The organism is Streptomyces sp. NBC_00158, assembly GCF_045160885.1.
GTDB lineage: Bacteria > Actinomycetota > Actinomycetes > Streptomycetales > Streptomycetaceae > Streptomyces.
This window is the reverse complement of sequence record NZ_CP108161.1, coordinates 847,903-872,967: the sequence shown is the minus strand read 5'-3', so window position 1 is coordinate 872,967 and position 25,065 is coordinate 847,903. Positions and strand designations below refer to the sequence as shown.

General features: G+C 73.8%; 31 protein-coding genes, 1 tRNA gene and 1 pseudogene. 25 read left to right on the top strand and 8 right to left on the bottom strand.

The window, feature by feature from the left end:
* The first annotated feature begins 318 nt into the window (after window positions 1-318).
* From OG553_RS03925 to OG553_RS03915, 3 genes are all read left to right on the top strand, one after another.
* Window positions 319-1,134, top strand: coding sequence for a chitosanase (locus OG553_RS03925; protein ID WP_405982944.1), 816 nt, complete (start codon window positions 319-321; stop codon window positions 1,132-1,134).
* A gap of 167 nt (window positions 1,135-1,301) precedes the next feature.
* The gene (locus tag OG553_RS03920) at window positions 1,302-1,655 is read left to right on the top strand and encodes a DUF805 domain-containing protein (protein WP_405977612.1); all 354 of its coding nucleotides are present in this window, start codon (window positions 1,302-1,304) and stop codon (window positions 1,653-1,655) included.
* Window positions 1,656-1,838: 183 nt separating this feature from the next.
* Window positions 1,839-4,058 (top strand): NADP-dependent isocitrate dehydrogenase, encoded by a 2,220-nt coding sequence (locus tag OG553_RS03915; protein WP_405977611.1) that lies wholly within the window; start codon window positions 1,839-1,841, stop codon window positions 4,056-4,058.
* An 85-nt stretch (window positions 4,059-4,143) separates the two neighbouring features.
* Here the strand turns inward: OG553_RS03915 and OG553_RS03910 are convergent, their stop codons facing one another.
* Window positions 4,144-4,620 carry a hypothetical protein gene (locus OG553_RS03910; protein ID WP_405977610.1) on the bottom strand — a complete coding sequence of 159 codons (477 nt, stop codon included), beginning with the start codon at window positions 4,618-4,620 and terminating at the stop codon, window positions 4,144-4,146.
* Window positions 4,621-4,863: 243 nt separating this feature from the next.
* On the opposite strand from OG553_RS03910, the gene OG553_RS03905 reads away from it, so the two are divergent.
* Both OG553_RS03905 and OG553_RS03900 read left to right on the top strand, forming a co-directional pair.
* Window positions 4,864-6,495 (top strand): glycoside hydrolase family 71 protein, encoded by a 1,632-nt coding sequence (locus OG553_RS03905; RefSeq protein WP_405977609.1) that lies wholly within the window; start codon window positions 4,864-4,866, stop codon window positions 6,493-6,495.
* Between the two features lie 201 nt (window positions 6,496-6,696).
* Entirely contained in the window at window positions 6,697-7,854 is a 1,158-nt protein-coding gene (locus OG553_RS03900; protein ID WP_405977608.1) for an aminotransferase class V-fold PLP-dependent enzyme, read from the top strand.
* Here the strand turns inward: OG553_RS03900 and cobF are convergent.
* Window positions 7,841-8,593 (bottom strand): precorrin-6A synthase (deacetylating), encoded by a 753-nt coding sequence (cobF, locus tag OG553_RS03895; protein ID WP_405977607.1) that lies wholly within the window; start codon window positions 8,591-8,593, stop codon window positions 7,841-7,843. The two genes, OG553_RS03900 and cobF, sit on opposite strands and share 14 nt — an antisense overlap.
* 18 nt (window positions 8,594-8,611) lie before the next feature.
* Here cobF and OG553_RS03890 point away from each other — a divergent pair, with 18 nt between their 5' ends.
* From OG553_RS03890 to OG553_RS03875, 4 genes are read left to right on the top strand one after another with little or no spacing between them, the layout of a single operon-like run.
* A complete protein-coding gene (locus tag OG553_RS03890) occupies window positions 8,612-9,406 on the top strand; it encodes a (Fe-S)-binding protein (protein WP_405977606.1) in 795 nt (264 codons plus the stop codon).
* Window positions 9,403-10,881 (top strand): lactate utilization protein B, encoded by a 1,479-nt coding sequence (locus tag OG553_RS03885; protein ID WP_405977605.1) that lies wholly within the window; start codon window positions 9,403-9,405, stop codon window positions 10,879-10,881. The genes OG553_RS03890 and OG553_RS03885 overlap by 4 nt, the downstream gene beginning before the upstream one ends.
* Complete coding sequence (locus OG553_RS03880; protein ID WP_405977604.1) at window positions 10,878-11,504, top strand: lactate utilization protein C; 627 nt, start codon at window positions 10,878-10,880, stop codon at window positions 11,502-11,504. Before OG553_RS03885 ends, OG553_RS03880 begins: the two co-directional genes overlap by 4 nt.
* Window positions 11,505-11,508: 4 nt before the next feature.
* Window positions 11,509-11,904 (top strand): VOC family protein, encoded by a 396-nt coding sequence (locus OG553_RS03875; protein ID WP_405977603.1) that lies wholly within the window; start codon window positions 11,509-11,511, stop codon window positions 11,902-11,904.
* 10 nt (window positions 11,905-11,914) lie between these two features.
* On the opposite strand, the gene OG553_RS03870 is transcribed toward OG553_RS03875, so the two are convergent.
* Complete coding sequence (locus tag OG553_RS03870; RefSeq protein ID WP_405977602.1) at window positions 11,915-12,397, bottom strand: DUF309 domain-containing protein; 483 nt, start codon at window positions 12,395-12,397, stop codon at window positions 11,915-11,917.
* A 116-nt stretch (window positions 12,398-12,513) separates the two neighbouring features.
* On the opposite strand from OG553_RS03870, the gene OG553_RS03865 reads away from it, so the two are divergent.
* Window positions 12,514-12,587: transfer RNA gene (locus OG553_RS03865), tRNA-Pro, on the top strand.
* Window positions 12,588-12,775: 188 nt separating this feature from the next.
* On the opposite strand, the gene OG553_RS03860 is transcribed toward OG553_RS03865, so the two are convergent.
* Complete coding sequence (locus tag OG553_RS03860; RefSeq protein ID WP_405977601.1) at window positions 12,776-13,198, bottom strand: arsenate reductase ArsC; 423 nt, start codon at window positions 13,196-13,198, stop codon at window positions 12,776-12,778.
* Between the two features lie 106 nt (window positions 13,199-13,304).
* On the opposite strand from OG553_RS03860, the gene OG553_RS03855 reads away from it, so the two are divergent.
* The 7 genes from OG553_RS03855 to OG553_RS03825 all read left to right on the top strand — a co-directional run bounded on the left by OG553_RS03855 (window position 13,305) and on the right by OG553_RS03825 (window position 16,721).
* Entirely contained in the window at window positions 13,305-13,619 is a 315-nt protein-coding gene (locus tag OG553_RS03855; RefSeq protein WP_405977600.1) for an ArsR/SmtB family transcription factor, read from the top strand.
* Window positions 13,620-13,659: 40 nt separating this feature from the next.
* Complete coding sequence (locus OG553_RS03850; RefSeq protein ID WP_405977599.1) at window positions 13,660-14,445, top strand: aquaporin; 786 nt, start codon at window positions 13,660-13,662, stop codon at window positions 14,443-14,445.
* Window positions 14,442-14,570, top strand: coding sequence for a hypothetical protein (locus OG553_RS03845; protein ID WP_405977598.1), 129 nt, complete (start codon window positions 14,442-14,444; stop codon window positions 14,568-14,570). The genes OG553_RS03850 and OG553_RS03845 overlap by 4 nt, the downstream gene beginning before the upstream one ends.
* Window positions 14,571-14,641: 71 nt before the next feature.
* Window positions 14,642-15,073, top strand: a complete 432-nt coding sequence (locus tag OG553_RS03840) for a hypothetical protein (RefSeq protein WP_405977597.1) — start codon at window positions 14,642-14,644, stop codon at window positions 15,071-15,073.
* 106 nt (window positions 15,074-15,179) lie between these two features.
* Window positions 15,180-16,229, top strand: coding sequence for a sulfite exporter TauE/SafE family protein (locus OG553_RS03835; RefSeq protein WP_405977596.1), 1,050 nt, complete (start codon window positions 15,180-15,182; stop codon window positions 16,227-16,229).
* On the top strand, window positions 16,226-16,444 hold the full coding sequence (locus OG553_RS03830; protein ID WP_405977595.1) for a heavy-metal-associated domain-containing protein: 219 nt from the start codon (window positions 16,226-16,228) through the stop codon (window positions 16,442-16,444). The genes OG553_RS03835 and OG553_RS03830 overlap by 4 nt, the downstream gene beginning before the upstream one ends.
* A gap of 70 nt (window positions 16,445-16,514) precedes the next feature.
* Window positions 16,515-16,721 carry a hypothetical protein gene (locus OG553_RS03825; protein WP_405977594.1) on the top strand — a complete coding sequence of 69 codons (207 nt, stop codon included), beginning with the start codon at window positions 16,515-16,517 and terminating at the stop codon, window positions 16,719-16,721.
* Window positions 16,722-16,809: 88 nt separating this feature from the next.
* Here the strand turns inward: OG553_RS03825 and OG553_RS03820 are convergent, their stop codons facing one another.
* Window positions 16,810-17,178: an ArsR/SmtB family transcription factor gene (locus tag OG553_RS03820; RefSeq protein ID WP_405977593.1), complete on the bottom strand. Its 369-nt coding sequence runs from the start codon at window positions 17,176-17,178 to the stop codon at window positions 16,810-16,812.
* A 448-nt stretch (window positions 17,179-17,626) separates the two neighbouring features.
* On the opposite strand from OG553_RS03820, the gene OG553_RS03815 reads away from it, so the two are divergent.
* From OG553_RS03815 to OG553_RS03795, 5 genes and pseudogenes are all read left to right on the top strand, one after another.
* The gene (locus OG553_RS03815) at window positions 17,627-17,839 is read left to right on the top strand and encodes a hypothetical protein (RefSeq protein WP_405977592.1); all 213 of its coding nucleotides are present in this window, start codon (window positions 17,627-17,629) and stop codon (window positions 17,837-17,839) included.
* 64 nt (window positions 17,840-17,903) lie between these two features.
* Window positions 17,904-19,268 carry an NAD(P)-binding domain-containing protein gene (locus tag OG553_RS03810; protein ID WP_405977591.1) on the top strand — a complete coding sequence of 455 codons (1,365 nt, stop codon included), beginning with the start codon at window positions 17,904-17,906 and terminating at the stop codon, window positions 19,266-19,268.
* 22 nt (window positions 19,269-19,290) lie between these two features.
* Window positions 19,291-19,473: pseudogene (locus tag OG553_RS03805) on the top strand (MFS transporter); the annotation flags it as partial.
* Between the two features lie 146 nt (window positions 19,474-19,619).
* On the top strand, window positions 19,620-19,775 hold the full coding sequence (locus OG553_RS03800) for a winged helix-turn-helix domain-containing protein (protein WP_405982943.1): 156 nt from the start codon (window positions 19,620-19,622) through the stop codon (window positions 19,773-19,775).
* Between the two features lie 27 nt (window positions 19,776-19,802).
* Window positions 19,803-20,231: an ATP-binding protein gene (locus OG553_RS03795; protein ID WP_405977590.1), complete on the top strand. Its 429-nt coding sequence runs from the start codon at window positions 19,803-19,805 to the stop codon at window positions 20,229-20,231.
* 24 nt (window positions 20,232-20,255) lie between these two features.
* Here the strand turns inward: OG553_RS03795 and OG553_RS03790 are convergent, their stop codons facing one another.
* A complete protein-coding gene (locus OG553_RS03790; protein WP_405977589.1) occupies window positions 20,256-20,579 on the bottom strand; it encodes an STAS domain-containing protein in 324 nt (107 codons plus the stop codon).
* Window positions 20,580-20,786: 207 nt separating this feature from the next.
* Complete coding sequence (locus OG553_RS03785; RefSeq protein WP_405977588.1) at window positions 20,787-21,332, bottom strand: hypothetical protein; 546 nt, start codon at window positions 21,330-21,332, stop codon at window positions 20,787-20,789.
* A 70-nt stretch (window positions 21,333-21,402) separates the two neighbouring features.
* Between OG553_RS03785 and OG553_RS03780 the strand changes: the two genes are divergently transcribed.
* Both OG553_RS03780 and OG553_RS03775 read left to right on the top strand, forming a co-directional pair.
* A complete protein-coding gene (locus OG553_RS03780) occupies window positions 21,403-23,235 on the top strand; it encodes a WD40 repeat domain-containing protein (protein ID WP_405977587.1) in 1,833 nt (610 codons plus the stop codon).
* Window positions 23,232-24,614: an esterase/lipase family protein gene (locus OG553_RS03775; protein WP_405977586.1), complete on the top strand. Its 1,383-nt coding sequence runs from the start codon at window positions 23,232-23,234 to the stop codon at window positions 24,612-24,614. The genes OG553_RS03780 and OG553_RS03775 overlap by 4 nt, the downstream gene beginning before the upstream one ends.
* A gap of 12 nt (window positions 24,615-24,626) precedes the next feature.
* Here OG553_RS03775 and OG553_RS03770 read toward each other — a convergent pair whose 3' ends face one another.
* A complete protein-coding gene (locus tag OG553_RS03770) occupies window positions 24,627-24,785 on the bottom strand; it encodes a hypothetical protein (RefSeq protein WP_405977585.1) in 159 nt (52 codons plus the stop codon).
* A 124-nt stretch (window positions 24,786-24,909) separates the two neighbouring features.
* On the opposite strand from OG553_RS03770, the gene OG553_RS03765 reads away from it, so the two are divergent.
* Window positions 24,910-25,065 (top strand): hydrophobic protein, encoded by a 156-nt coding sequence (locus OG553_RS03765; RefSeq protein ID WP_362467306.1) that lies wholly within the window; start codon window positions 24,910-24,912, stop codon window positions 25,063-25,065.

Below are 25,065 nucleotides of genomic sequence, written 5' to 3'. Positions count from 1 at the left end.
CGGGGTCCGGGGCGGGGCCCCGGGGAACGGGCGAAGGGCGGGTAGGGGATCCCGGCCCCGCGCAGCGGCCCACCCGGCCGCAGCCGACCCGCCGGCCCCGGCCACCCGAACCGACCCCGCCCCCGGTCCGACGGCCGGAGGCTGTCGCAGCGACGCGAAGCCGGTAAGGCCGCACCGCGCGAGCGGCGCGTCAGGAAGGCGCGGGGCAGCCGTAGGGGTGTTCCTCGTGCCCGAGGTCTGGTAGGAAAGTTTCCTAACGGATCAGGGAAAGCTCAACCACCCCATGGAGGCCCTGTGTTCACTCCCCGCCGCAAGACGATGGCCCTCGGCGCCGTGCTCGGCGCCGCCCTCCTCGCCGCCCCGGTGGCGGCCCACGCCACGGCCGCCCCCGCGGCCCCCGCCCCCCGCGCCGCGGTGGCGGCAGCCACCGGGCTCGACGATCCGGCGAAGAAGGACATCGCCATGCGGATCGTCTCCAGCGCCGAGAACTCCTCCCTCGACTGGAAGGCCCAGTACAAGTACATCGAGGACATAGGCGACGGCCGCGGCTACACCGCCGGCATCATCGGCTTCTGTTCCGGTACCGGCGACATGCTCGACCTCGTCGAGTACTACACCCAGGTCAAGCCCGGGAACGTGCTCGCCAAGTACCTCCCCGCCCTCCGCAAGGTCAACGGCAGCGACTCGCACGCCGGACTCGACCCGAACTTCACCAAGGACTGGGCCAAGGCCGCCCAGGACGCGGAGTTCAAGAAGGCCCAGGACCGCGAGCGCGACCGGGTCTACTTCAACCCGGCCGTCGGGCAGGGCAAGTCCGACGGGGTCGGCACCCTCGGCCAGTTCATCTACTACGACGCCATCGTCATGCACGGCGACGGCGGCGACTCCACCAGCTTCCGCAACATCCGCAAGCGGGCCCTCGCCAAGGCCAAGCCCCCGGCCCGGGGCGGCAACGAGACCGCCTGGCTGAACGCCTTCCTCGACGCCCGGGTCTGGGCCATGAAGCAGGAGGAGGCCCACAGCGACACCAGCCGCGTCGACACCGCCCAGCGGGTCTTCCTGAAGAAGGGCAACCTGAACCTCGACACCCCGCTGGAGTGGAAGGTGTACGGGGACTCCTACCGGATCGGCTGAGGCGCCGGGGGCGCCTGAGGCGTACGTAGTCAACTCCCCCTGAAACCAAGGCTAGTGGCCCAATTCAAGCGTCCGGCGGTGGCTTGAGTGCGACGGCCCGAGGGCATAACCGGGGCCCGGCCCCTTTCAGGCCGAAGGGCCGTCGATGCCGTCCTTAGGGGGGACTCGTGCACTACTACGTCGACGTCATCAAGCGCTACGCGGACTTCTCCGGCCGCGCGCGCCGCCAGGAGTACTGGATGTTCGTCCTGTGCAGCATCCCGATCATGCTCGTGGCGATCGCGCTGGACTTCGCGCTCGGCAGCTACCCGGTCATCTTCTACATCTACAACCTCGCCGTCTTCCTCCCCACCCTGGGCCTGAGCGTCCGCCGGCTGCACGACACGGGCCGCTCCGGCTGGTGGTACCTGATCGGCTTCATCCCCTTCGTCGGCTGGATCGGGATCATCGTCCTGATGGCCCTGGAGGGCGACGCCGGTCCGAACGAGTACGGCGCGAACCCCAAGCAGGTCACCGCCTGAAACGCACGGCGCAGCGGCGCCGCCGCCGGCCTCCGGGGCCCGCGGCGGCGCCTTTCGCGTTGCCGTGACGCGCGTCTCCCCGGTCTTCGGGCAGGGGGCTGTCCAGACATGCCCGATCACGAGATATCTTGATGTCGAGCAATGTTGCAGACGAGAGACGCAGACTGTGGAGCGGAGCATCCGGTGACTGACTCGACCATCATCTACACGCACACTGACGAGGCCCCGGCCCTCGCGACGTATTCCTTCCTGCCTGTGATCCAGGCCTACGCGTCGACGGCCGGTGTGAATGTCGAGACCCGTGACATCTCCCTGGCCGGTCGGATCATCGCCGTCTTCCCCGAGTACCTCGAGGAGGGGCAGCGGATCGCCGACGCCCTCGCCGAGCTCGGCGAGCTGGCGAAGACCCCCGAGGCCAACATCATCAAGCTGCCCAACATCTCGGCCTCGATCCCGCAGCTGAAGGCCGCGGTCGCCGAGCTCCAGGGCCAGGGCTACGCCCTTCCGGACTACCCGGACGACCCGAAGTCGGACGAGGAGCGCGAGATCCGCGCCCGCTACGACAAGATCAAGGGCAGCGCCGTCAACCCGGTCCTGCGCGAGGGCAACTCCGACCGCCGCGCCCCCGCCTCGGTGAAGAACTACGCCAAGGCCCACCCGCACCGCATGGGCGCCTGGACCTCCGAGTCGAAGACGAACGTCGCCACCATGGGCGAGAACGACTTCCGCTCCACCGAGAAGTCCGCCGTGATCGCCGAGGCCGGCACGCTGCGCATCGAGCACGTCGCCGCCGACGGTGCCACCACCGTCCTGCGCGAGTCCGTACCGGTCCTCGCCGGTGAGGTCGTGGACGCGTCCGTCATGCACGTCGACGCCCTGCGCACCTTCCTGAACGACCAGATCGAGCGTGCCAAGGCCGAGGGCGTCCTGTTCTCCGTGCACCTCAAGGCCACGATGATGAAGGTCTCCGACCCGATCATCTTCGGCCACGTGGTCCGCGCCTTCTTCCCGAAGACCTTCGCCCGCTACGGCGAGACCCTCGCCGCCGCCGGCCTGTCCCCGAACGACGGCCTCGGCACCATCCTGAACGGCCTGGGCGGCCTCGCCGACGGCGACGCGATCAAGGCCTCCTTCGACGCCGAGATCGCCGAGGGCCCGGCCCTCGCGATGGTCGACTCCGACAAGGGCATCACCAACCTGCACGTGCCGTCCGACGTCATCGTCGACGCCTCGATGCCGGCCATGATCCGCACCTCCGGCCACATGTGGGGCCCGGACGGCGCCGAGGCCGACACCCTCGCCGTCCTCCCGGACAGCAGCTACGCGGGCGTCTACCAGGCCGTCGTCGAGGACTGCCGCGCCCACGGCGCGTTCGACCCGTCCACCATGGGCTCGGTGCCGAACGTCGGCCTGATGGCCCAGAAGGCCGAGGAGTACGGCAGCCACGACAAGACCTTCGAGATCGCCGCCGCGGGCACCGTCCGCGTCGTCGACGCCGCGGGCAACGCGCTCATCGAGCAGGAGGTCGCCGCCGGCGACATCTTCCGCGCCTGCCAGACCAAGGACCTGCCGATCCAGGACTGGGTCAAGCTCGCGGTCACCCGCGCCCGCGCCACCGGCGCCCCGGCCGTCTTCTGGCTCGACGAGACCCGCGCCCACGACGCGCAGCTCATCGCCAAGGTCAAGACGTACCTCGCGGACCACGACACCGAGGGCCTGACCATCGAGGTCCTCTCCCCGGTCGAGGCCACGAAGTACTCCCTGGAGCGCATCCGCCGCGGCGAGGACACCATCTCGGTGACCGGCAACGTGCTGCGCGACTACCTGACCGACCTCTTCCCGATCCTGGAGCTGGGCACCAGCGCCAAGATGCTGTCGGTCGTCCCGCTGATGGCGGGCGGCGGCCTCTTCGAGACGGGCGCCGGCGGCTCCGCCCCGAAGCACGTCCAGCAGCTGGTCAAGGAGAACTACCTGCGCTGGGACTCGCTCGGCGAGTTCTTCGCGCTGGCCGCCTCCTTCGAGCACCTCGCCACCACCACCGGCAACGCCCGCGCCCAGGTCCTGGCCGACACCCTGGACCGCGCCACCGGCACCTTCCTCAACGAGGACAAGTCGCCGACCCGTCGCCTCGGCGGCATCGACAACCGCGGCAGCCACTTCTTCCTCGCCCTGTACTGGGCGCAGGAGCTCGCCGGCCAGAGCGACGACGCGCAGCTCGCGGCGGCCTTCGCCCCGCTCGCCAAGACGCTGGCCGAGCAGGAGACGGCCATCGTCGCCGAGCTGAACGCCGTCCAGGGCTCCCCGGCCGAGATCGGCGGCTACTACCAGCCCGACCCGGCCAAGGCGGCCGAGGTCATGCGTCCCTCCGCGACGCTGAACCAGGCGCTCGCCATCCTGGGCTGACGCCCACGGCGGTAGCCGGTCCGCGTTCCGCCCCGGCCGTGCCCCGTGCCCGGCCGGGGCGGAGCCGTGTCCGGACGCGGGCGGCTCAGAGCCGGTGCACCCGGCCCTGGCCCACGGCCAGGGGATGCCGGCCGGCCGCCAGGATGCGCAGGCCGGGCGCGGCGGCGAGCAGCTCCCGCAGCCAGGTCAGCGCCTCGGGGCCGAGCCGGTCGCTGCCGTCCAGGACCAGCAGCATGTCCCGCTCCGCCAGCCAGGACGCCGCGTTGGCCGTGCCGCAGGGCAGGAAGGGCATGCCCGGTACGCAGCCCAGCGCGGCCACGAGGCCGCGTACGCCGCCGTCCGGGCTGACGGTGACCACCGCGGCCCCGTCGCAGAAGTTCGACGACAGCCGCCGTGCGACGTCCCGCACCAGCAGGCTCCGGGCCTCGTGGAACCGGCCCGTGACCGTCAGCACCCGGCCCCGCCGGACGGCGGTGAGCAGGTGGGAGAGTTCGGTGGACGTGGTCGGCAGTGTTCCGGTCGCTCCGCCCGATGGTGTCGGCCGGGAGTCCCCCATCATCACGATGCCCCCCGTTGCATGCGTGACCCAGTGCGGCACGAGGGTTGTTTCGCGCCGCGTGACGACGATTATGCGTCAATTCGGCTGTATGGCCAGGGGAATGCCGTATTCCGGTGCATGGTCCTGGAACGCCCTGGTCAGCCGGTGCCCTGCCGGGCCGACGGGCAGCGGTGCCATCGGCGCGCTCGGATCCGGCCGCGGGTCCTGCCCGGGGCCGCGGGGGCGATTCCATCGGGAGGGGACCGGATGACGGCGCACCGGCGGCGCTCCCGCTCATCAGGACACCGGTTCGCCGTGCTGGTCGCCGTACTCCTCCTCGCGTGCGCCTGTGCCGCGGCCGGCGTCGCCTGGGACCCCTTCACCGCCGCGGCCGGGCAGGACGCCGCCGCGCCCGCGACCCCCGCCGCGACACCGACCACCGGGCCCCCCGCCCCGCCGGGCCCCGGCGGGCAGACCCAGGCACCGCCCTCCCCGACGGCGCCGGCCCCGAGCGCCACCCCCGCCCGCCCCGCCCCCGGGCCCCTGCCGTTCGACCTGCCCGCACCGGCCGCGCTCCGCGCCGGCGACGCCGGCCGCAAGCTGGTGTTCGCCCACTACTTCACCCCGTACCCGCTCTCCCTCGACAACGCGAGCGCCGAAGCCGACTACTACACCCGCCACTACCTCGACCCCCGCGGCGAGAACGGCAAGCACCAGCGCTACGGCGGCCTGCTCCGCGACCGCCCGCTGCCCGTCCCGCCCCGGGGCGGCGACTGGGAGTACGCCAACCTCCAGCAGGAGGTCCGCACCGCCCGCGACGCCGGCCTCGACGGCTTCACCCTCGACCTGCTCTCCCTCTCCGGGAAGAACCGGGAGCGCGCGGACCTCCTGATGAGGGCGGCCCACGCCGTCGACCCGGCCTTCAGGGTCATGCTGATGCCGGACATGACCTCCCTGGACACCGACGACCCCGCCGTGCTCGCGGACGCCCTCGCCGCCCTCGGCGCGAACCCCGCCGCGCACCGGCTCGACGACGGCCGGCTCGTCGTGTCCCCGTTCAAGGCCGAGCAGAAGACCGCCGACTGGTGGCGCCGCGTCCTGGACCTGCTGGAGTCCCGGCACGGCGTCCGCACCGCCTTCGTCCCCCTCTTCCTCGACCTCGGCGCGAACGCCGACGCCTTCGCACCCCTCAGCCACGGCTTCTCCGAGTGGGGCAGCCGCAGCTACGCGGGCCAGGAGGGCGCCGCCGACGACGTCCGGCGGGCCCACGCCAAGGGCAAGATCTGGATGCAGCCCGTGTCCGTCCAGGACGCCCGCCCCAACCAGGGGGTCTACGACGAGGCCGGCAACACCGCCACCCTGCGCTCCACCTGGACCCACGCCATCGAGGACGGCGCCGACTGGGTGCAGCTGACCACCTGGAACGACTACTCCGAGGGCAGCCAGTTCGCCCCGTCCCAGCACAACGGCCACGCCTACCTGGACCTCACCTCGTACTACCTGACCCGGTTCAAGACCGGCGGCTGGCCCCCGATCGTCCGCGACACGCTCTACCTCACCGGCCGCACCCAGTTCGCGGCCGCCGCCCCCACGGGCGGCCAGTCGATGCTGATGTCCCTGCGCGGGGGCAGCGCCGCCGCCCGGGACACGGTGGAGGTGCTCAGCTTCCTGACCGGGCCCGCGACCGTCCGCACCGCCGTCGGCCCCACCGCGCGGCAGCACGCGGCCCCGGCCGGCGTCCACGCCGAACTGCTGCCGCTGCGGCCCGGCACCAGCTCGGCGGAGGTGACCCGCGACGGGAGGAGCACCGCCCGGGTGGAGCTGCCGTACGCCGTGGACCACCGGGTGCCCGTGCAGGACCTCCAGTACTACGCGGCGACCAGCGGCCGGCCGCGCTGAGGGGACACCGGGCGGGGCACCGGCGTCCGGGCGGGGGAGCGGCGTCCGGGCGGGGACCCGGTGGCCCGAGCGGAGGACGGACGTCCGGCCAGGCAGGCCAATCCGGCGCAAGCGGCCCTTCCCTCCCGGGGCGAGGAGACCCCATGCTCCGGGTGCGGGCTCACGAGGCCCGCACCCGACACGTCCCGTCCGGAGGTACCCGTGCCCGCGCCGTCCGCGCCCTCAGCCCCGCCCGCCTACCCCGGCGGCCCCGGCCTCTTCCGGCTGGACCCCGCCGTCGCCCACCTCAACCACGGCTCCTACGGCGCCGTCCCGGTGCCCGTCCAGGAGGCCCAGGAGGCCCTGCGGGCCGAGTTCCACGGCGACCCCGACGCCTTCTTCTTCGCCCTCCCCGACCGGCTGGCCGCCACCCGCGCCCGGATCGCCGCCCGGCTGGCCACCGACCCGGACGGCCTCGCGTTCATCTCCAACGCCACCGAGGGCGCCAACCTCGCCTTCGGGGCCATCCCGCTCGGCGGGGACGACGAGGTCCTCGTCACCGACCACGGCTACGGCACCGTCACCGCGGCCGCCGCCCGCCGCGCCCGCGTCACCACCGTGGCCCTGGACCCGCACCTGCCCGACGAGGACGCCGTACGCGAGACCGTGCTCGCCGCGCTCACGCCCCGCACCAAGGCGGTCCTGCTCGACCACGTCAGCTCGCCCACCGCCCGCCTCATCGCCTCGCCCCGGCTGCTCGCCGAGCTGTCCGCGCGCGGCATCACCACCGTCGTAGACGGCGCCCACACCCCGGGCATGCTGGCCGAGCCGGTCGCCGCAGGCGCCGACTTCTGGTTCGGCAACCTCCACAAGTGGGGCTACGCGCCCTCCGGCACCGCCCTCCTCGCCGTCGCCCCCGCCCACCGGGCCCGGGTCCGCTCCCTCTCCCCGTCCTGGCAGGACCACCACGGCTACCCGCGCTCCGTCGACTTCCGCGCCACCGCCGACTACACCGGCTGGCTCGCCGCGCCCGAGGGCCTCGACCTCATCGAACGGCTCGGCGCCGACGGCGTACGGGCCCACAACGAGGCCCTCGCCGCGTACGGGGCGGCGCTGCTCGCCCGGATCCCCGGCCTGACCCCGCTCCCGCACACCCCGGGCCTGGCCATGCGTTCCCTGCTGCTGCCGCCCGGCACCGCCGAGACCCAGGACGCCGCCGCGGCCATGCGCGAGGAGATCGCGGCCAAGGCCCGCATCCGCACCCTCATCTGGGCCCGGCCGGGCGGCGGCGGCATCCGGGTCTGCGGGCAGCTCTACAACCGCGCCGAGGAGTACGAGCGCCTCGCCGAGGTCCTGCCCGGCTTCCTCAGGAGCGCCTGAGCAGGTAGGTGTCCATGATCCAGCCCTTGCGGGCGCGGGCCTCGGTCCGCAGCTCCTCGATGCGGCCGGACACCTCCGCCAGCTTCCCCTGCACCAGGATCTCGTCCGGGGTGCCCACGTAGGCACCCCAGTAGATGTAGAGGTCCTGGTCCAGGTGGGCGGTGAAGGCGTGCCGGGCGTCCAGCATCACCACCACGTCGTCCACGTCCTGCGGCCAGCCCTCCGCGAGCCGGCGGCCGGTGGTGATCTGGACCGGCCGCCCGACCCGGTTCAGGTTGGTCCGGTGCCTGGCCAGCAGCGCCGACACGCTGCTGATGCCGGGCACCACCTCGTGCTCGAACTCGACCCGGCCGTGCTCCAGCACCTCTTCGAGGATCGCCAGGGTGGAGTCGTAAAGGGACGGGTCGCCCCACACCAGGAACGCGCCCGTCTCGCCCTCCGCCAGGTCCTCGGCGACGAACCGCTCGAAGATCTCGGCCCGCGCGCTGCGCCAGCCGTCCACCGTCGGGGTGTAGTCGGACGGGGTGCGGTCCCGGTCCGGGTCGCGGCCCTCCACCAGCCGGTGGCCCGGACGGGCGTGCGCGTCGAGCATCGCCCGCCGCAGACCCGTCAGGTCCGACTTCTCCTCCCCCTTCTCCAGGATGAGGAATGCGTCCGCCGCGCCGATCGCCCTGACCGCCTGGAGGGTCAGGTGCTCCGGATCGCCCGCGCCTATGCCGATGACTGAGAACTTCTTCACCGGGCTATTGTGCCCATCATGCGCGCCGCCCTGTTCGTCACCTGCGTCAACGACGCGCTGTACCCCCGGACCGGCATCGCCGTCGTACGGCTGCTGGAGCGGCTCGGCGTCCAGGTGGACTTCCCCGCCGCCCAGAGCTGCTGCGGCCAGCCCCAGTACAACACCGGCTACCGCCACGAGGCCGAGCCGCTGCTGCGCCGCACCGCCGCCGCCTTCGCCGGGTACGACCACGTGGTCACCCCCTCCGGCTCCTGCGCCGCGATGGTCCGCGAGCACTACCCGCGCATCGGCCGCAGGGCCGCCGAGGAGGGGCGGGGCGGCGAGCTGGCGGAACTCGCGGGGGACCTCGTACCGCGCGTCCACGAGCTCACCGAGTTCCTCGTCGACGTCCTCGGCGTCACCGACGTCGGCGCGTACTTCCCGCACACCGTCACCTACCACCCCTCCTGCCACGGCCTGCGCTCCCTCGGCCTGGGCGACCGGCCCCGCCGGCTGCTCGCCGCCGTCAAGGGCCTCGAACTGGTCGAGCTGCCCGGCGCCGAGGAGTGCTGCGGCTTCGGCGGCACCTTCGCCGTCAAGAACCCCGACGTGTCCACCGCCATGGGCGCCGACAAGACCGCCGCCGCCCGCGCCACCGGCGCCGAGGTGCTGTGCGGCGCCGACAACTCCTGCCTCGCCCACCTCGGCGGCATCCTCCACCGCGCCGGGGACCCGATGCGCACCCTGCACCTCGCCGAGATCCTGGCCGCCACGGAGGAGGACCCCGAGGACTTCACCGAGGCGGGCCCCACCGAGGAGGACCCCCTGCCATGACCGGTACGCACCTCGGCATGCCCGCCTTCCCGCCCTTCCCCGACGCCGCCCGCGAGGCCGTACGGGACGGCGTACTGCGCGCCAACCTCCGGCACGCCACCCACACCATCCGCGACAAACGCGCCCGCGCCGTCGCCGAACTCGCCGACTGGGAGCGGCTGCGCGCCGCGGGCAAGGCCGTCAAGGACCACACCCTGCGCCACCTCGACCGCTACCTGCTCCAGCTGGAGGCCGGCGTCACCGCCGCCGGCGGCACCGTCCACTGGGCCGCCGACGCCGACGAGGCCAACCGCATCGTCACCGGCCTGGTCCGCGCCACCGGCGAGAGCGAAGTCGTCAAGGTCAAGTCCATGGCCACCCAGGAGACCGGCCTCAACGAGGCCCTCGAAGCCGCCGGGATCACCGCCTACGAGACCGACCTCGCCGAACTCATCGTCCAGCTCGGCCACGACCGCCCCTCGCACATCCTGGTCCCCGCCATCCACCGCAACCGGGGCGAGATCCGCGACATCTTCCGCGCCGAGATGGCCGGCTGGGGCCGCCCCGCCCCCGAAGACCTCGGCGACGACCCCCGCGAACTCGCCGAAGCCGCCCGCCTCCACCTGCGCGAGAAGTTCCTGCGCGCCAAAGTGGCCGTCTCCGGCGCCAACTTCATGGTCGCCGAGACCGGCACCATGGTCGTCCTCGAATCCGAGGGCAACGGACGCATGTGCCTGACCCTGCCCGACACCCTCATCTCCGTCGTCGGCATCGAGAAGGTCGTCCCCACCTTCCGCGACCTGGAGGTCTTCCTCCAGACCCTGCCGCGCTCCTCCACCGCCGAGCGGATGAACCCGTACACCACCATGTGGACCGGCACCCACGACGGCGACGGCCCCTCCGCCTTCCACCTCGTCCTCCTCGACAACGGCCGCACCGACACCCTCGCCGACGCGACCGGCCGGCAGGCCCTGCGCTGCATCCGCTGCTCCGCCTGCCTCAACGTCTGCCCCGTCTACGAACGCGCCGGCGGCCACGCCTACGGCTCCGTCTACCCGGGCCCCATCGGCGCCGTCCTCAGCCCCCAACTGCGCGGCACCGGCAGCGCCATCGACGCCACCCTGCCCTACGCCTCCACCCTCTGCGGGGCCTGCTACGAGGTCTGCCCCGTCGCCATCGACATCCCCGAGATCCTCGTCCACCTGCGCGAACGCGTGGTCCAGGGCGGCCCCGTGACCCGCGGCGGCGTCCGCGTACGCCTGCGCCCCGCACACGGCCACACCGCCGAACGGGCCGCCATGCGCGCCGCCCGGCTGCTCCTCGACTGCCCAGGCGCGCTGCGCGCGGGGGAGCGGCTGCTGGCCCGCGCCCGCCGGCTGCGCCCCCGCCGGCTCCCCGGGCCGGGCCGGGCCTGGACCGACACCCGCGAACTGCCCGACATCCCGGCGGAACCCTTCCGCGACTGGTGGCTCCGAGAACGGGGGACCCGAGGTTGAGCACCAAGGACCGCATCCTGGCCCGCATCCGGCGGGCCACCGCCGACGCCCCCGATGCCCCGCCCGTCCCCCGCGACTACCTCCGCGTCCACGGCACCCGCACCCCCGCCGAGACCGCCGACCTCCTCGCCGCCAACCTGACCGAGTACCGGGCCAAGGTCCACCGCACCGACGAGGACGGCCTGGCGCGTCTCCTGGCCCAGCTGCTCGCGGCCTCCCGCACGGTCCTCGTCCCGCCGTCCCTGCCCCCGAACTGGCTGGCGTCCACCACCGCGACCCGCGTCCACGACGACGCGGCCTCCACCCCGCACGACCTCGACCGGGTCGACAGCGTCGTCACCGGCTGCGCCCTCGCCATCGCCGAGACCGGCACCATCGTGCTCGACGGCGGCCCCGACCAGGGCCGGCGGCGCATCACCCTGGTCCCGGACCACCACGTCTGCGTGGTCCGCGCCCCCGGCCAGATCGTGGACTCCGTCCCGCAGGCCCTCGAACGCCTCGACCCGGCCCGCCCGCTGACCTGGATCTCCGGCCCCTCCGCCACCAGCGACATCGAGCTCGACCGGGTGGAGGGGGTGCACGGCCCCCGCACCCTGGAGGTCGTCCTCCTCACCGCACAATAGGCCCATGCCATCCCACATCGCCCTCACCGCCCTCGTGGTCCACGACTACGACGAAGCCGTCGACTTCTACACCCGCGCGCTCGGCTTCGAACTCGCCGAGGACACCCCCCGGCCGGACGGCTCCCGTTGGGTCGTCGTCCGCCCGCCCGGCGCCAAGGAGTCCGCCCTGCTGCTGGCCCGCGCCAAGGACGAGGCCCAGCGCTCCCGCGTCGGCGACCAGACCGGCGGCCGCGTCGGCTTCTTCCTCTACACCGCCGACTTCGCCGCCGACCACGCCCGGATGACCGCCGAGGGCGTCCGCTTCCTGGAGGAGCCCCGGCACGAGCCGTACGGCTCCGTCGCCGTCTTCGAGGACCTCTACGGCAACCGCTGGGACCTCCTCCAGCCCGCCACCCCCTAGCTCCTGGCTCCTAGAGCAGCCGGGGGGCCTCGGCCGCCGCGTCGATCCGCTCCCCGGCCTCCACCCGCCCGGCCAGCTCCCCGGCCCACCGGGCCAGCCCGGCCGCGTCGATCCCGTACGCGCCCGCACCCGCACCCGCGTACCCGGCCAGGACCCCGGCCCCGCGCCGCAGCAGCCGCGCCCCGCCGACGGAGTTCCCCCGCGCGGCGTGCGTCAGCCCCACTGCCAGCTGCGCCAGCCCCCGCCACAGAGCGGCGTCCCGGTCCGGCCCGGACTTCCAGGCGTCCTCGAACACCTCGTGCGCGTGGAAGGGCATCCCGGCGTCCAGCAGCCGCTGAGCCTCCGCCACCGTCCGCTCAGGCGTCCGCACCACCCCCTCGGGCTGCCGCGCCACGCCCTCGGACCCGTACGGCAGCGGCCGCCCCAGCCCGTCCCGCGGCCGCGCACTGCGCGCCCGCCCCTCACCGTCCCGATCGCGTTCCCGTTCCTCCACCCGGCCATCCTGCCCCCCGCCGATTACCCGTGCACACACACCCCTCTGCGTGGGGTAATGTTCTGCATGTGCCCGGCACGAGGGGGAAACCCCAGGTGAGGGGCACGAAGCAGTAACGGGACGTGGCGCAGCTTGGTAGCGCACTTGACTGGGGGTCAAGGGGTCGCAGGTTCAAATCCTGTCGTCCCGACTTCGCGGAAACGCAAGTCGGAGGCCGTTCTCTCATCCATGAGAGGACGGCCTTTCGTGCGTCCGGGGCCATGGTGGCCGCAGCCACGCCGGACGGCTCGCTTCGCGGCCGGTGTTCTGGGCTCCGGTGAGGGTGCGGTCGATGGTGTCGACGGCTGCGGCACGTCGGGACGAACGCTGTCTCGGGAGTCAGCTCGCCGGCTCCCGTGCGTCGATCTCGGCGATCAACTCCTCGATCAGGGCCTTGATTTCGTCACGGATGGGGCGGACGGCCTCGACGCCCTGGCCGGCCGGGTCCTCGAGCTGCCAGTCGAGGTAGGTCTTGCCGGGGAAGTAGGGGCAGGCGTCGCCGCAGCCCATGGTGATGATGTAGTCGGAGGCCTGGGCGGCCTCGGGGGTGAGGACCTTCGGGGTCTGGTCGGAGATGTCGATGCCCAGTTCGGCCATGGCGGCGACGGCGGAGGGGTTGATCTGCTCGCCCGGCATGGAGCCGGCGGAGCGGACCTCGACGCGGTCGCCGGCGAGATGGCGCAGGAACCCGGCCGCCATCTGGGAGCGGCCCGCGTTGTGGATGCAGACGAACAGGACGGACGCGAGCGGGTTCGCGGGCATCGGCTCTTCCTCGGGGTGGCAGGTGCTGCTACGTCGCCACCGTCATCCGGCGGCATGGTTCAGCCAGAGCTGGTATCAGCCCTCGGTGATGTGACAGTATCAGCGGATGATGACGTCAGTCGACACTGATCTGATCCGGGTCCTGGCCGACCCGCTCAGGCTCCGGATCGTGACCCTCCTCGCCCGCGAGACGCTCTGCACCACCCACCTCGTGGAAGAGACGGGCGCCAAGCAGACGAACCTCTCCAACCACATGAAGGTGCTGCGGGAAGCAGGGGTCGTGGAAACGGAGCCGTGCGGGAGGTACATCTACTACCGCCTGCGCCCGGAAGTCATCGAAACCCTCGCCGGTCAGTTCGCCGACCTCGCCCGGACCGCGCGAGCCACCGCCGAAGCGAACCTCAAGCGGTCCTGCCCATAGCCTTCCGCGCTCTGCCTCACCTGCCCGAGGAGAACCTGTCGTGACCGCCACCGAGCCCGCCGCGAGCGAGGTCATAGCCCCCGCCGACACGTCGCCGCAGCCCGCACCCGGCGCCACCCCGCCCCGCACCCCGCTGATCGCCCGCGCGGCCGCCGAGCTGGTCGGCACCGCCGCCCTGGTCGCGATCGTGGTGGGCTCCGGCATCCAGGCCACCGAGCTCACCCAGGACGTCGCCCTCCAGCTGCTGGCGAACTCCACCGCCACCGTCTTCGGCCTCGGCGTGCTGATCGCCCTGCTCGGGCCGGTCTCCGGCGCTCACTTCAACCCCGCCGTCACCCTGGCAGAGTGGTGGACCGCCCGCCGCGGCGGTGCGGGGGTGAACGCTCGCGAGCTCGCCGTCTACGTGCCCTCCCAGATCGCCGGTGCGATCGCGGGCGCGATCCTGGCGGACGCGATGTTCGGGGAGCCGCTGGTGAAGTGGTCGCAGCACGACCGCTCGGCGGGCAACCTCCTCCTCGGTGAGGTCGTCGCCACGGCCGGTCTGATCCTGCTGATCTTCGGCCTGGCCCGCACCGACCGCCTCCGCTTCGCGCCCGTCGCGGTCGCCTCGTACATCGGCGCCGCGTACTGGTTCACCTCGTCCACGTCCTTCGCGAACCCGGCCGTGACGATCGGCCGCGCCTTCACCGACACGTTCGCGGGCATCGCCCCCGGATCGGTGGCCGGCTTCGTCGGAATGCAGCTGGTCGGTGTGATCGTGGGCCTGGCGCTCGTGGCGGTCATCTTCATGCGCGGCGAACACGGCACGGAGCAGCCCGCGGCATGACGCACAGCACGGCTGTGGTGGTGATCGGCGGCGGCCGGTCCGGGCCCGCCGCCGCCACCCCCATCGGGGTGGGCCGACCCGCTCGCGACGCCGCCCGCGAAATCTCCGCGCTCCTCGGCCCCTGACCTGCCGCGGTGCGTGCGCGTCTGCCAGCCCCGCGTCCGGTTGACGGCGCGGCCTCGCTAGCATCACGGGCATGCCCATCCGTTCGGCCCGGCGCCCGCAGCCGGCACTCACCGCCTTGATGGCCGGTGTGCTGCTGCTGTGCGCGTACCTGATGTCCGGGCCCGGCCATGCGGACACGATGCGCATGCCCGCTGTGATGGACGGAATGGGCATGGGCATGGGGATCGGTTCGGGCACGCCCGCGATGATGGTGAACGGCTCGGCGTCTTCCCACGGACCAGCCGCATCGGATCGGGGCGGTGACGGCTGCCCGGTGACGGCCATGGAGTGTCCGCTGGCCTCCGCCCAAACCCCCGTCTCGGTGAGCTTCACCGCCCCCGGCCCCGCCGTCCTGGCAGAGGCCCCCGTCCTCACCGCGCGGCCGGCGCTGCCGCTGGACGTCTCCTGCGCCTGGCCGCGGGCTCCCGATCCCGTCTCCCTCCTCTGCGTAAGCCGGACCTGAGCAGCCCCGGCCCCCGCCCCCAGCCCCTCACGGGCCCGTGGGCCGACGGGTGCCTCGGCATGTCCTCACTCCGGCTTCCCCTTCCTCAGAGGAGACCTCTTCCTCCATGGCTTCCACCAGCACCCTCTTCCTCACCGGTGTCACCACCGGCCTCTTCGCAGGCGGCGCCTCCTGCGCCGCCGTCCAGGGCGGGCTGCTCGCCGGCGCCGTCGGCCGCCGTGCCACCGCCTGGCCGGCCGAAGCGTGGGAGCGCAGCGGGCTGTTCGCTCCCGTGGCCGCGTTCCTCGGCGCAAAGCTCGCCTCCCACGCCCTGCTCGGTGCCGTGCTCGGGCTCGTCGGCGCCGCCGTCCAGCCCGGCCCGCAGGCCCGCGCGATCCTGCTCGTCGCCAGCGCCGTCCTGATGGCGGTGTTCGCGCTCGACATGCTCGGCGTCCGGGCCGTGCGGCACCTGGTGCCGCGGCTGCCCGCCTCCTGGGGCCGCCGGGTGCGCCGCTCGGCGAAGTCCACCGCCGTCACCGCGCCGGCCGCCCTCGGCTTCCTGACGGTCCTGATCCCCTGCGGGGTGACCCTCAGCGTGGAACTGATCGCCGTCACCTCCGGCTCCCCGTACGCGGGCGCTGCGGTCATGGCCGGCTTCGTCCTGGGCACCGGGCCGCTCTTCGCCGTACTCGGCTTCTTCCTGCGCTCGGCCGCCAAGCTGTGGCAGGGCCGCCTCACGGCGGTCACCGGCGTCATCGTCCTGCTCGTCGCCGTGTGGACCCTGGGTTCCGGACTGCGCCTGGGCGGCTGGTGGCCCGCCCCCGCTCCTCAGGCGGTCGCCGCGAGCGTTCCCGCCCAGACGGTACGGACGGCTGCCGACGGCACGCAGACGATCACCATCCAGGCCCGCACCAACTCCTACGCACCGGGGGCCGTCACCGCCCGGGCCGGGGTGCCCACCAAACTGGTCGTCGCCACCCGCGGCACGAACGGCTGCGTACGCTCCTTCGTCGTCCCCGACCGCGACGTCCAAGAGGTCCTGCCCGTCACCGGCGAGAAGGTCATCGACCTCGGCACACCGAAAGCCGGCGCCCTCGCCTTCACCTGCGGCATGGGCATGTACGGCGGCCAGATCACCTTCAACGACCCCGACCGGACCCCGGAGGCCGCCAAGTGAGCACCACCCGCATGACCTTCGCCGTCACCGGCACGCACTGCAACAGCTGCGGCCTCCTCATCGACGACGAGGTCGAAGAACTCGTCGGCGTCGACACGAGCACCACCGACGTACGCACCGAACGAACCGTCGTCGAGTGCACGGTGCCCGTGGACCCGGCGCGGGTCATCGCCGCCATCGCCGGAGCCGGATGCCTGGGCCGCCACGTCAGCTGAACCCTCCACGGCCGCGTCCGGACGCCGCACCTCCCGGACGCGGCCGTGGCCGAACGCTCACGAGGCTCCGGTGGCCTGCACGCTCGGCGGGGCCGAGCTCTCGGTCAACCTCCCGGTCGGCAGCCTGGTGGGAGCACGGGCGGGAGCCACCTGGGCCGTACACATGCGCGGCAGCACTCCCTACAAGGTGCCGGCCGCACTGATGGACCTGGTCCTCATTTCCGTGCTCGCCGTGGTCCTCCTCGTGCCCGCGGTCAAACTCGCGCGCCACGACTGAGGTCGGCGAGACGCCTCGGCACGCCCGTGGTGCCGACCGATCCGCCGCTCGGCGTGTTCCGGGAGGAGCACCTCGATCCGCACGCCGGTCACGCGGCCTTCGCGGCGCCGGCCAGCAGTGCGCCCATGGCGGCCAGCACGGACGGCTCGACCCGGTAGTACACCCACGTGCCGCGCCGCTCGGAGGACAGCAGCCCGGCTTCCTTCAGCTTCTTGAGGTGGTGGGAGACGGTGGGCTGGGAGACGCCGACGTCGGAGATGTCGCACACGCACGCCTCGCCGCCCTCGTGGGAGGCGACGGCGGAGAACAGGCGCAGGCGTACCGGGTCGCCGAGGGCCTTGAACATCTTCGCCGCGACCTCTGCCTCGTCCGCCGACAAGGGGCGTTCGTTCAGCGGAGGGCAGCAGGGCGCGACGGCCTCGGGCTCCAGGAGCGGCAGTACCTTCGCATTCGACATACGTCTATGTTGACACATGTCGAACCAGAGTGGCAGGGGTCTCACGCGCGGGCCAGGTGGGCGGCCGGGCGGGGTTCGCGGCAGGCGCCCGACCGGTGCGGCGTCGAGGCCGGTGCGGGTCGGCCGGAAGTGCGGGTCCCTCCCCGGTGGGTGCTGGCGGGTGGCCTTCACCGGCGCCCGCGTGCCCGGCGCGGTCCGGCTTTCACGGGCGAGCTCGGCGGCCATCTGGACCGCGCAGTTTCCCGCCCCGACCGCCGCGACCCGCTTCCCGGAGGATGCGGCCGGGCTGCGGTAGGCCCGACTGCCCCCGCCCCCGATGACGGCGACTTCCGCGTGCTCCACGGCGAGCTCCAGGAAATAGATGAACGTCTATGTTGACGTCTGTCGATACAGGTGCCATGCTGATCACGCAAGCCATCGACAAACTTCGAAACACCAGGGAGTCGTCATGAACGAGTCGGTCAACCCCAGCCCGAACCACGCCGAGACGGCGGCTTCCTGCTGTAGCGCCGCCCCGGCCGCGCCCACGGCGGAGGCGGCTCCCGCCGAGTCCTCGTCCTCACCGTGCTGCGGCACCAGCCAGGGAGCGGAAGCCGCCGGAGCCTGCTGCGACCCCCGGTCCAAGCGCGAGGCCGTCGCCACCGGCGCCGGCTGCTGCTGACCACCTGAAGCCCCCGTCCAGTCCGCCCAGCACGTCCGCCTGCACGAAGACCCGGAGACCCGTCATGAGCGAGACCACCACCGAGCTGCCCGTCGTCGTCATCGGGGCCGGCCCCGCCGGACTCGCGGCCGCCGCCCACCTCGTCGACCGCGGCATCGAACCGCTCGTCCTGGAAGCCGGGACCACCGCCGGATCCGCCGTCCGCGAATGGGCCCACGTGCGCCTCTTCTCCCGCTGGGGCGAGGTCGTCGACCCGGCCGCCGAGAAGCTCCTCGCCCCGACCGGCTGGGTCAAGCCCGCCGAGGACACCTACCCCTCCGGCGGGGACTGGGCCGAGCGGTACCTCCAGCCGCTGGCCGACGTCCTCGGCGAGCAGGTCCGCTACGACGCCCGCGTCACCGGTGTCTCCCGCGCCGGGCGCGACCGCATCGTCGACGCCGACCGCGAGGCCCAGCCCTTCGTCGTCCACTACGAGAACGCCGACGGCCGCGAGCAGCGGATCTTCGCCCGCGCGGTCATCGACGCCTCCGGCACCTGGTCCACCCCCGGCCCCGCCGGTGGCAGCGGCCTCAAGGCCCTGGGGGAGAAGGCGGCCGCCGACCGGATCGGCTACCGCGTCCCGGACCTGAAGGACCCCGCCGTCCGGGCCCGGTACGCGGGCAAGCGCACCGCGGTCATCGGCTCCGGCGCCTCCGCCTTCACCGCCCTCGCCTACCTGGCCGACCTCGCCAAGTCCGAGGACGGCACGGGCACACACGCCACCTGGATCCTGCGCCGGGGCATCTCCGGCTCGACCTTCGGCGGCGGCGAGGCCGACCAGCTCCCCGCCCGCGGCGCCCTGGGCCTCGCCGCGAAGGCGGCCGTCGACGGCGGCTACGCCGACGCGGTCACCGGCTTCCGCACCGACGCCTTCGAGCGTGACGGTGACGGCCGCCTGGTCCTCGTCGGGGAGGACGGCCGCCGCCTGGACCCGGTGGACGAGGTCATCGTCCTCACCGGCTTCCGCCCCGACCTCACCTTCCTGGACGAGCTGCGCCTCGGCCTCGACGAGCGTCTCCGGGCGCCGGTCGAGCTGGCGCCGCTGATCGACCCGAACCAGCACTCCTGCGGCACCGTCTACCCGCACGGCGTGAACGAGCTCTCCCACCCGGAGAAGGACGTCTACCTCGTCGGCATGAAGTCCTACGGCCGCGCCCCCACCTTCCTCGCCATGACCGGCTACGAGCAGGTCCGCTCCATCGCCGCCCACCTCGCCGGCGACCGCGAGGCGGCCGAGCGCGTCGAACTCACCCTCCCCGAGACCGGCGTGTGCGGCGGTGCGGGCCTCTTCGACGAGCCGGGGGCCGCGGAGGAGACCGGTGGCGGCTGCTGCGCGGCCCCGGCCACCCTCACCATCGGCGCCGCACCCGCCGCACCCGGCGGCTGCTGAGGCGAGCTTCCTTCAAAGCGGCGTGGCCGCGACCGGGACGGGGGTCCGGTCGCGGCCACGCGCCGTTTTGCCCGCCCTCTGCCTCACCCAGATCACCAGCTGGGGCATCGTCTACGACGCCTTCCCCGTCCTCAACCCGGCCATCACCGCCGACACCGGCTGGAACACGGGCGCCACCACCGCGGCGTTCTCCGCCGCCCTCGTCCCCTTCGTCGGCGCAGTCCTGGCCGGCCCGCTCGGCGGCTACCCCGCACTGTTCGCACTGCCGGCAGGCCTTCTGACGACTGCCGCAGTCCCGGCCTTCGGGGCCCGTGCACCGCAGCACTGAACAAGCGATGAGGGCCCTGCGCCCTGGAGGTCCACATCAGCGCCCTGCGCCGGAAGATCGACAGACCCTTCCGGCGCTTGAGCATCGTCACGGTGAGGGGAACGGGCTACAAGTTCGTCGCGGGCGATGAGTGGGATACGGCGCGGCAAGCGGGGAAGGGGGTTCTTCGGGGGACGTGAGCGTCACATGGGCTGAGGTGATCGAGCATGTCGGAGTCGGCTCTGTCCCGCCCGGTGCGACGGCACTGCCGGTGTCACGGGGACGGTGCGCCGGCGCGGGCCCGGCAGGAGGTCCGGCGGCTGGTGGACGAAGCCGGTGCCGGCGGGCGTCCGGTGCCGGAGGCGGTGCAGGACGCAGCGCTGCTCGTCGCCAGCGAGCTGGTGACCAACGCCGTGAAGTACGCCTCCGGCCCGTGCGGCTTCGACGTCGGCTGGTCGGCCGACGGCCTGGACATCGACGTCACCGACTCCAGCCCCACCGCGCCCCGCGCCCGGCGGGCCGATCCGACGGGTGCGACCGGAGGGTACGGCTGGCCGCTCGTGTGGCAGCTGAGCTCGCAGGTGGAGGTCCGGCCCACACCCGAGGGCGGCAAGACCGTGCACGCCCGCATCCCCCGCTCCCCCGGCGCGGGCTGAGGGCGCCGGGGGAGCGGGGGCACGTCAGGCGGCGCGGCCGGGGCGGAGGGCGAACAGGTCGCTGGTACTGGTGTGGTCGAGCACGTTCCGTGCCTGCTCGGGAAGACCGGCCAGGTCCAGGGTGCCGCCCTCGGCCCGGGCGCGTTCCCGCAGGCCGAGCAGCATGTTGAGACCGGTGGAGTCCATGAAGGTGACGGCCGAGAGCTCCAGGGTGAGCATCCGGCCCTCCAGCGGGATCGTGTCGGTGGCCCGGATCAGGTGGGGACAGGTGGCGAGGTCGAGATCACCCGTCACCGTCACCACCGCCCCGCCGGGACGCATGGCGACGTCGATTTCGAAGGTGCGCACGGTCGCATCCGCCGTTCGGATCGGAGCCCATCGCGGTCGGCTCCCCGAGCGGGGCGGAGAAGGCCGTCAAGCGCACGGCGCCGGGCCGCGCAAAGCCGAGCGAGACCACCCGCGCCTTCCGTCGGCCACCGGGAGTGGCCATGTGGCGGCGTGGGGTCTCCCACCAGACCAGGCTGGTCGCCGTGCTTCTGCCCCGCCCCGGCGACCCTATGCCTCCACCACCCGGGCGGCTTCCGGCGAGGTGCGCCGTTCCATCGCCCGCCGTTCGGCGGCCTCGACGTCGAGACGGCCCGAGGGGTTGCCGGCGCGGGCCACGACGGCCTCGCGGACCAGGGCCATGTAGAAGAGCGCCGGCGCGCAGGGGGTCCACACCCGGCCCTCCTCCAGCAGGAAGTCCAGGACGCTGTCCGGGTCGGCGGGCACGAACCGGAACTGGTCGTGCTCCCACTTGTCCTCCACGCCCCTGCTGCGGCGCCGGACGAGGTCGTCGGCCGTCAGCCCGGGGAGCACGGCGCGGTAGAAGGCCGCCCACTGGTGGCCCCGCAGGTCCAGGGCGAAGGCGAGCAGCTCCAGCTCGACCTCGTCCTCGTCCTGGACGGCGAGCTCCTCCCGCAGCGCGCGGCGGGCCACGGCGTGGAGGCTGATCGGGGAGCCGTCGGCGGGGACGTCGTGGACCGCGGCGAGGCCCTCGTTCGCCGAGGAGTTCCACCGGTCGTGGACCGCCGGCGGCCGGGAGGTCCGGGGCCGTGACACCGGCCCGGCGGGCTGGACCACGGCCGGCCGGCAGCGCGGGCTGGCCGTGGCCGAGGGCGGCGGCGACAGGGTGATCGCGACGCACGACGGGCGGGCGCTGCGGCTCTGGCGCGGCGAGGAGCGGCACCCCTTCGAGGAGCTCTACTGGGGCGGGTCGCCCGAGGCCGTCGCCGCCGCCTGGTGGAACGGCCTGGTGCACCTGGCGGCCGTGGAGGGCGGACGGCTGTGGCTGTGGAAATGGGACGGGAGGGGAACGTACGCACGTGACCTGCTGCGATTACGCGTACTGTCCGCCGCGGTGTCGTCCGTGGCGCTCCTCCCGCTGGACGGCGCCGTCACCGCCGTCGCGGGCGGGCCGGGCGGACTGACCCTGTGGGCCGTCCCCCCGCGCGGCACCGTGCCCAGCCGGCCCCTGCACGGAGCGGCCCCACTGCTGGCCACCGGGCAGCCCGTGCGGGCGCTGTCCGGGTTCGCGCTGCCGGACGGCCGGGGCGCCGTCCTCGCGGGCCTGGACGGCCGCGCGCTCTCCGTCTGGCGGATGCCCGACCCCCTCTTCGACGACGCCCGTGAGCTCCTCCTCCGCACGCCCAGCGCCGGGCAGGCGGTCGGCGTGGGCGAAGGGCCCGCGGGGCTGCTCGTGGCCGTGCGCGAGGGCTCCGAGGTACGGGTCTGGTCCGGATCGGGCACCGAGCACGTACCCCTGCCCTGCACCAGCCACCACAAATCGCTGGCGTTCGACCCCTCGGGCTCGGGGCGGCTGGCCGTGGCGGACGAGACCCGGGTCCGGGTCTGGGAGCCGCACGCCCCCGTGGACCGGTCCGCACCCGCGGCCGCACGACGGCCCCGCGGCGGCGACCCCCGGGCGAACCCGCGGGCGGCCGTCGCCGCCGGAGCGGCGGGGGAGTTCCTGCTGTGCAGGTCCGAGGACACCGACGTCCTCGTGAGCCTGCACACCCCGGCCGGCCCCCGGCTCACCGGAACGCTGCTGACCCACGGCGATCCGGTCACCGCCCTCGACACCGTCCCGGACGGCGAGCGGTGGACGGTGACGGCCGTCGGCCGCCGCACCGCCCGCGTGTGGACCCTCGGCCCCGGCCTCGACGCCGAGGCCGTCGACGAGCTGCACCTGGAGGGCGCCCGGGACGTCCCCGTACCCTCGGTCGCCCTGCGCGCGGCCGCCGGACGGCGCCTCGAACTGTTCTGGCCCTCCGGACAGGGCGTGGCCTGCTGGGTGCGCGCCCCGGAGCCCGGGACCGGCTGGACCCGCGGGACCACCCGCCCGATGGGCGCCTCGGGCGCGGTGCAACGCCTCGCCGTGACCGGGACGCCCGAGGGGAGGTCCTGGCTCTCCGCGTGGGGCGGCGACGCCGTCCGCGTCTGGGACCTCGCCGCCGCCGGGGCCAGGCCCTACCCCGTGGACTCCGTCCTGATCCACGCGGTCGCCACCGGGGTCCTGCGCAAGGGGCGCAGGACGGTCCCGCTGGTGGCCATCGCGTCCGGCAACGAGGTGGAGATCGCCGAGTGCGAGGGCCGGTTCTTCGGCATGGGCACCACCCTGCCGCCACCACCCGGTGACGCCCCCCTCGACGGCCTGGTGCTGGCGGGCCCGGAGCACCGGCCGCTGCTCGCCGGCTGGCGGAACACCTCCGGCCGCCTCCACCTGTGGGACGTCGTCGCCGAACGCGCGCTCCCCGACGTCGAACCCCGCGGCTACGACGTCTCCGAGGTGGTCGCCGCCTCCGGCGACGCCGGGATCACCCTCCTGGTGCGGGGCGGGCCGCAGGCCGCCCTGCGCTGCGACCAGCTGCTGCTGACCCCGGAGGACCTGACCCGTCTCGGCGTTCCGGCCACCGCCGCGAACACCGTCCCGCCCACCCCACCGGCCGAGGAGCAGCTGCCGTGAAGGACGACCTCGTCGTTGTCGTGCCGGGCATCATGGGCACCGCGTTGACCTGGGAAGGCGTCGACGTCTGGAACCTCAGCCAGCGGGCCGCCGCCGCGGCGCTCTTCCGGCCCGGCAGGGCGCTGGAGCGGCTGCGGCTGCAGGAGGGGATCGGCGACGGGGACCCCGAGCCGCGGCACACCCTGTCCGTGGGCGGCCCGGTCCGCACCCAGCGCGTCCTGCCCGGCCTCATGGCGCACCTCGGCTACGGCGGACTGGCCGAACGGCTCGGGATCGCGCCCGAGCGGCTGTCCGTCTTCACCTACGACTGGCGGCTCAGCAACGCCAACTCCGCGCTGAAGCTCCAGAGGTTCGTCACCGAGCGCCTCGAACGGTGGCGGACCGGCGCGGACCCGCAGCGGTTCCCGGGCGCCCGGGACGCCAAGGTGGTCTTCGTCTGCCGCTCCATGGGCGGCCTGGTCGTACGGCACTACACGGAGGTGCTCCGGGGCCGGGAGGCGACCCGGGCGGTCGCCTCCCTCGGCACGCCCTACCTGGGCAGCGTCAAGGCGCTGCGGTTCCTGCTGGGGGAGGGGCTCGGACCCCTGCCGGGCGGGTGGCGGGATGCGGTGGCCGAGGTCTGCTCGACGTACCCCTCCCTGCACCAGCTGCTCCCGGTCTACCAGGCGGTCGTGGACGAGGACGGCTACCCGGCCCGGCTCAGCGAGGTCCCGCCCGTCGCGGGGCTCTCCACGGGCATGGTCGTCGACGCCTTCAGGTTCCACCGCGAGATGCAGAAGGCCGCCAGGACGAACCGGGCGAAGGAAGCCGGCAGGACCGCGGGCCACGACCTCGTCCCGCTGGGCGGTGCCACCCACCGCACCGCGCACAGCGTCTCGTTCGACGCCGCGGGCCGTCCCCGGTTCCACGACGGCATGCCCGGCGACAGCGGCCCGTGGCTGGGCGACGGCACCGTCCCGCAGCTGTCGGCGACCCCGCCGGAGCACCCCACCACGGCGTCGACCATGTGGTTCCCGCACCGGCACGCCTCGCTGCTGGACGCGGCACCCGTGCAGTACCAGCTGCGCCACATCTGCAACGGCGTCGAACGTCCCCGCTTCCTGGCCTCCGACCACGACATCGGCATCGAACTCCCGGACGTGGCCCTGGCCGGGCGGCCGATCGAGGTGTGGGCCACGCACGCGGACCGCGCCATGGACCTCCGCGTCCTGCGCCTCACGGAGGACGGCCGGTGCGTCTCCGCCGATCCGATGCGGCCCGCCGGCGACGGCCGCTTCCGTGCGGAGGTGGTGGCCGAGCCGGGGACGTGGACCCTGGAGGTGTCCTCCCGGACGACCGGATACGCCTGCAGGGACGCGGTACTGGTGATGGAGGCTTAGCCGCCCGGGCGGTCAGTCGGGCGGTTCCGGCACCGGCTCCTCGGGGTCGCCGTCCGGCGGGCGGACGGGCGGCTCCGGCGGGTCGGCCGGCTCCGGTTCGCGGGGGACGGGCTCGGGTCCGGACGGGACCGGCTCGGGGCCGTCGGGCGGTGGCGGGGTCGGACGCGTCACCGTGCTCACCTCTCCTCCGGCGGAACGGACCCGGGCATGGAGCGGGCGAGCGGGGGCAGGCGCTCCCTGCGGGCGCCCGGCCCTCGGGCGTCCCTTCCCGGCCGTCCCGCACTGGAGGTGGGTCATGGTTCCGCTCCTTCTGGTCCTGCTGCTGATTCTGCTGCTCTTCGGCGCCGGTTTCGCCGTGAAACTGCTCTGGTGGATCGCCCTGGTGGTGCTGGTGCTCTGGCTCGTGGGCTTCGTCGCCCGCGGCAGCGGCGGGCGCTGGTACCGGTGGTAG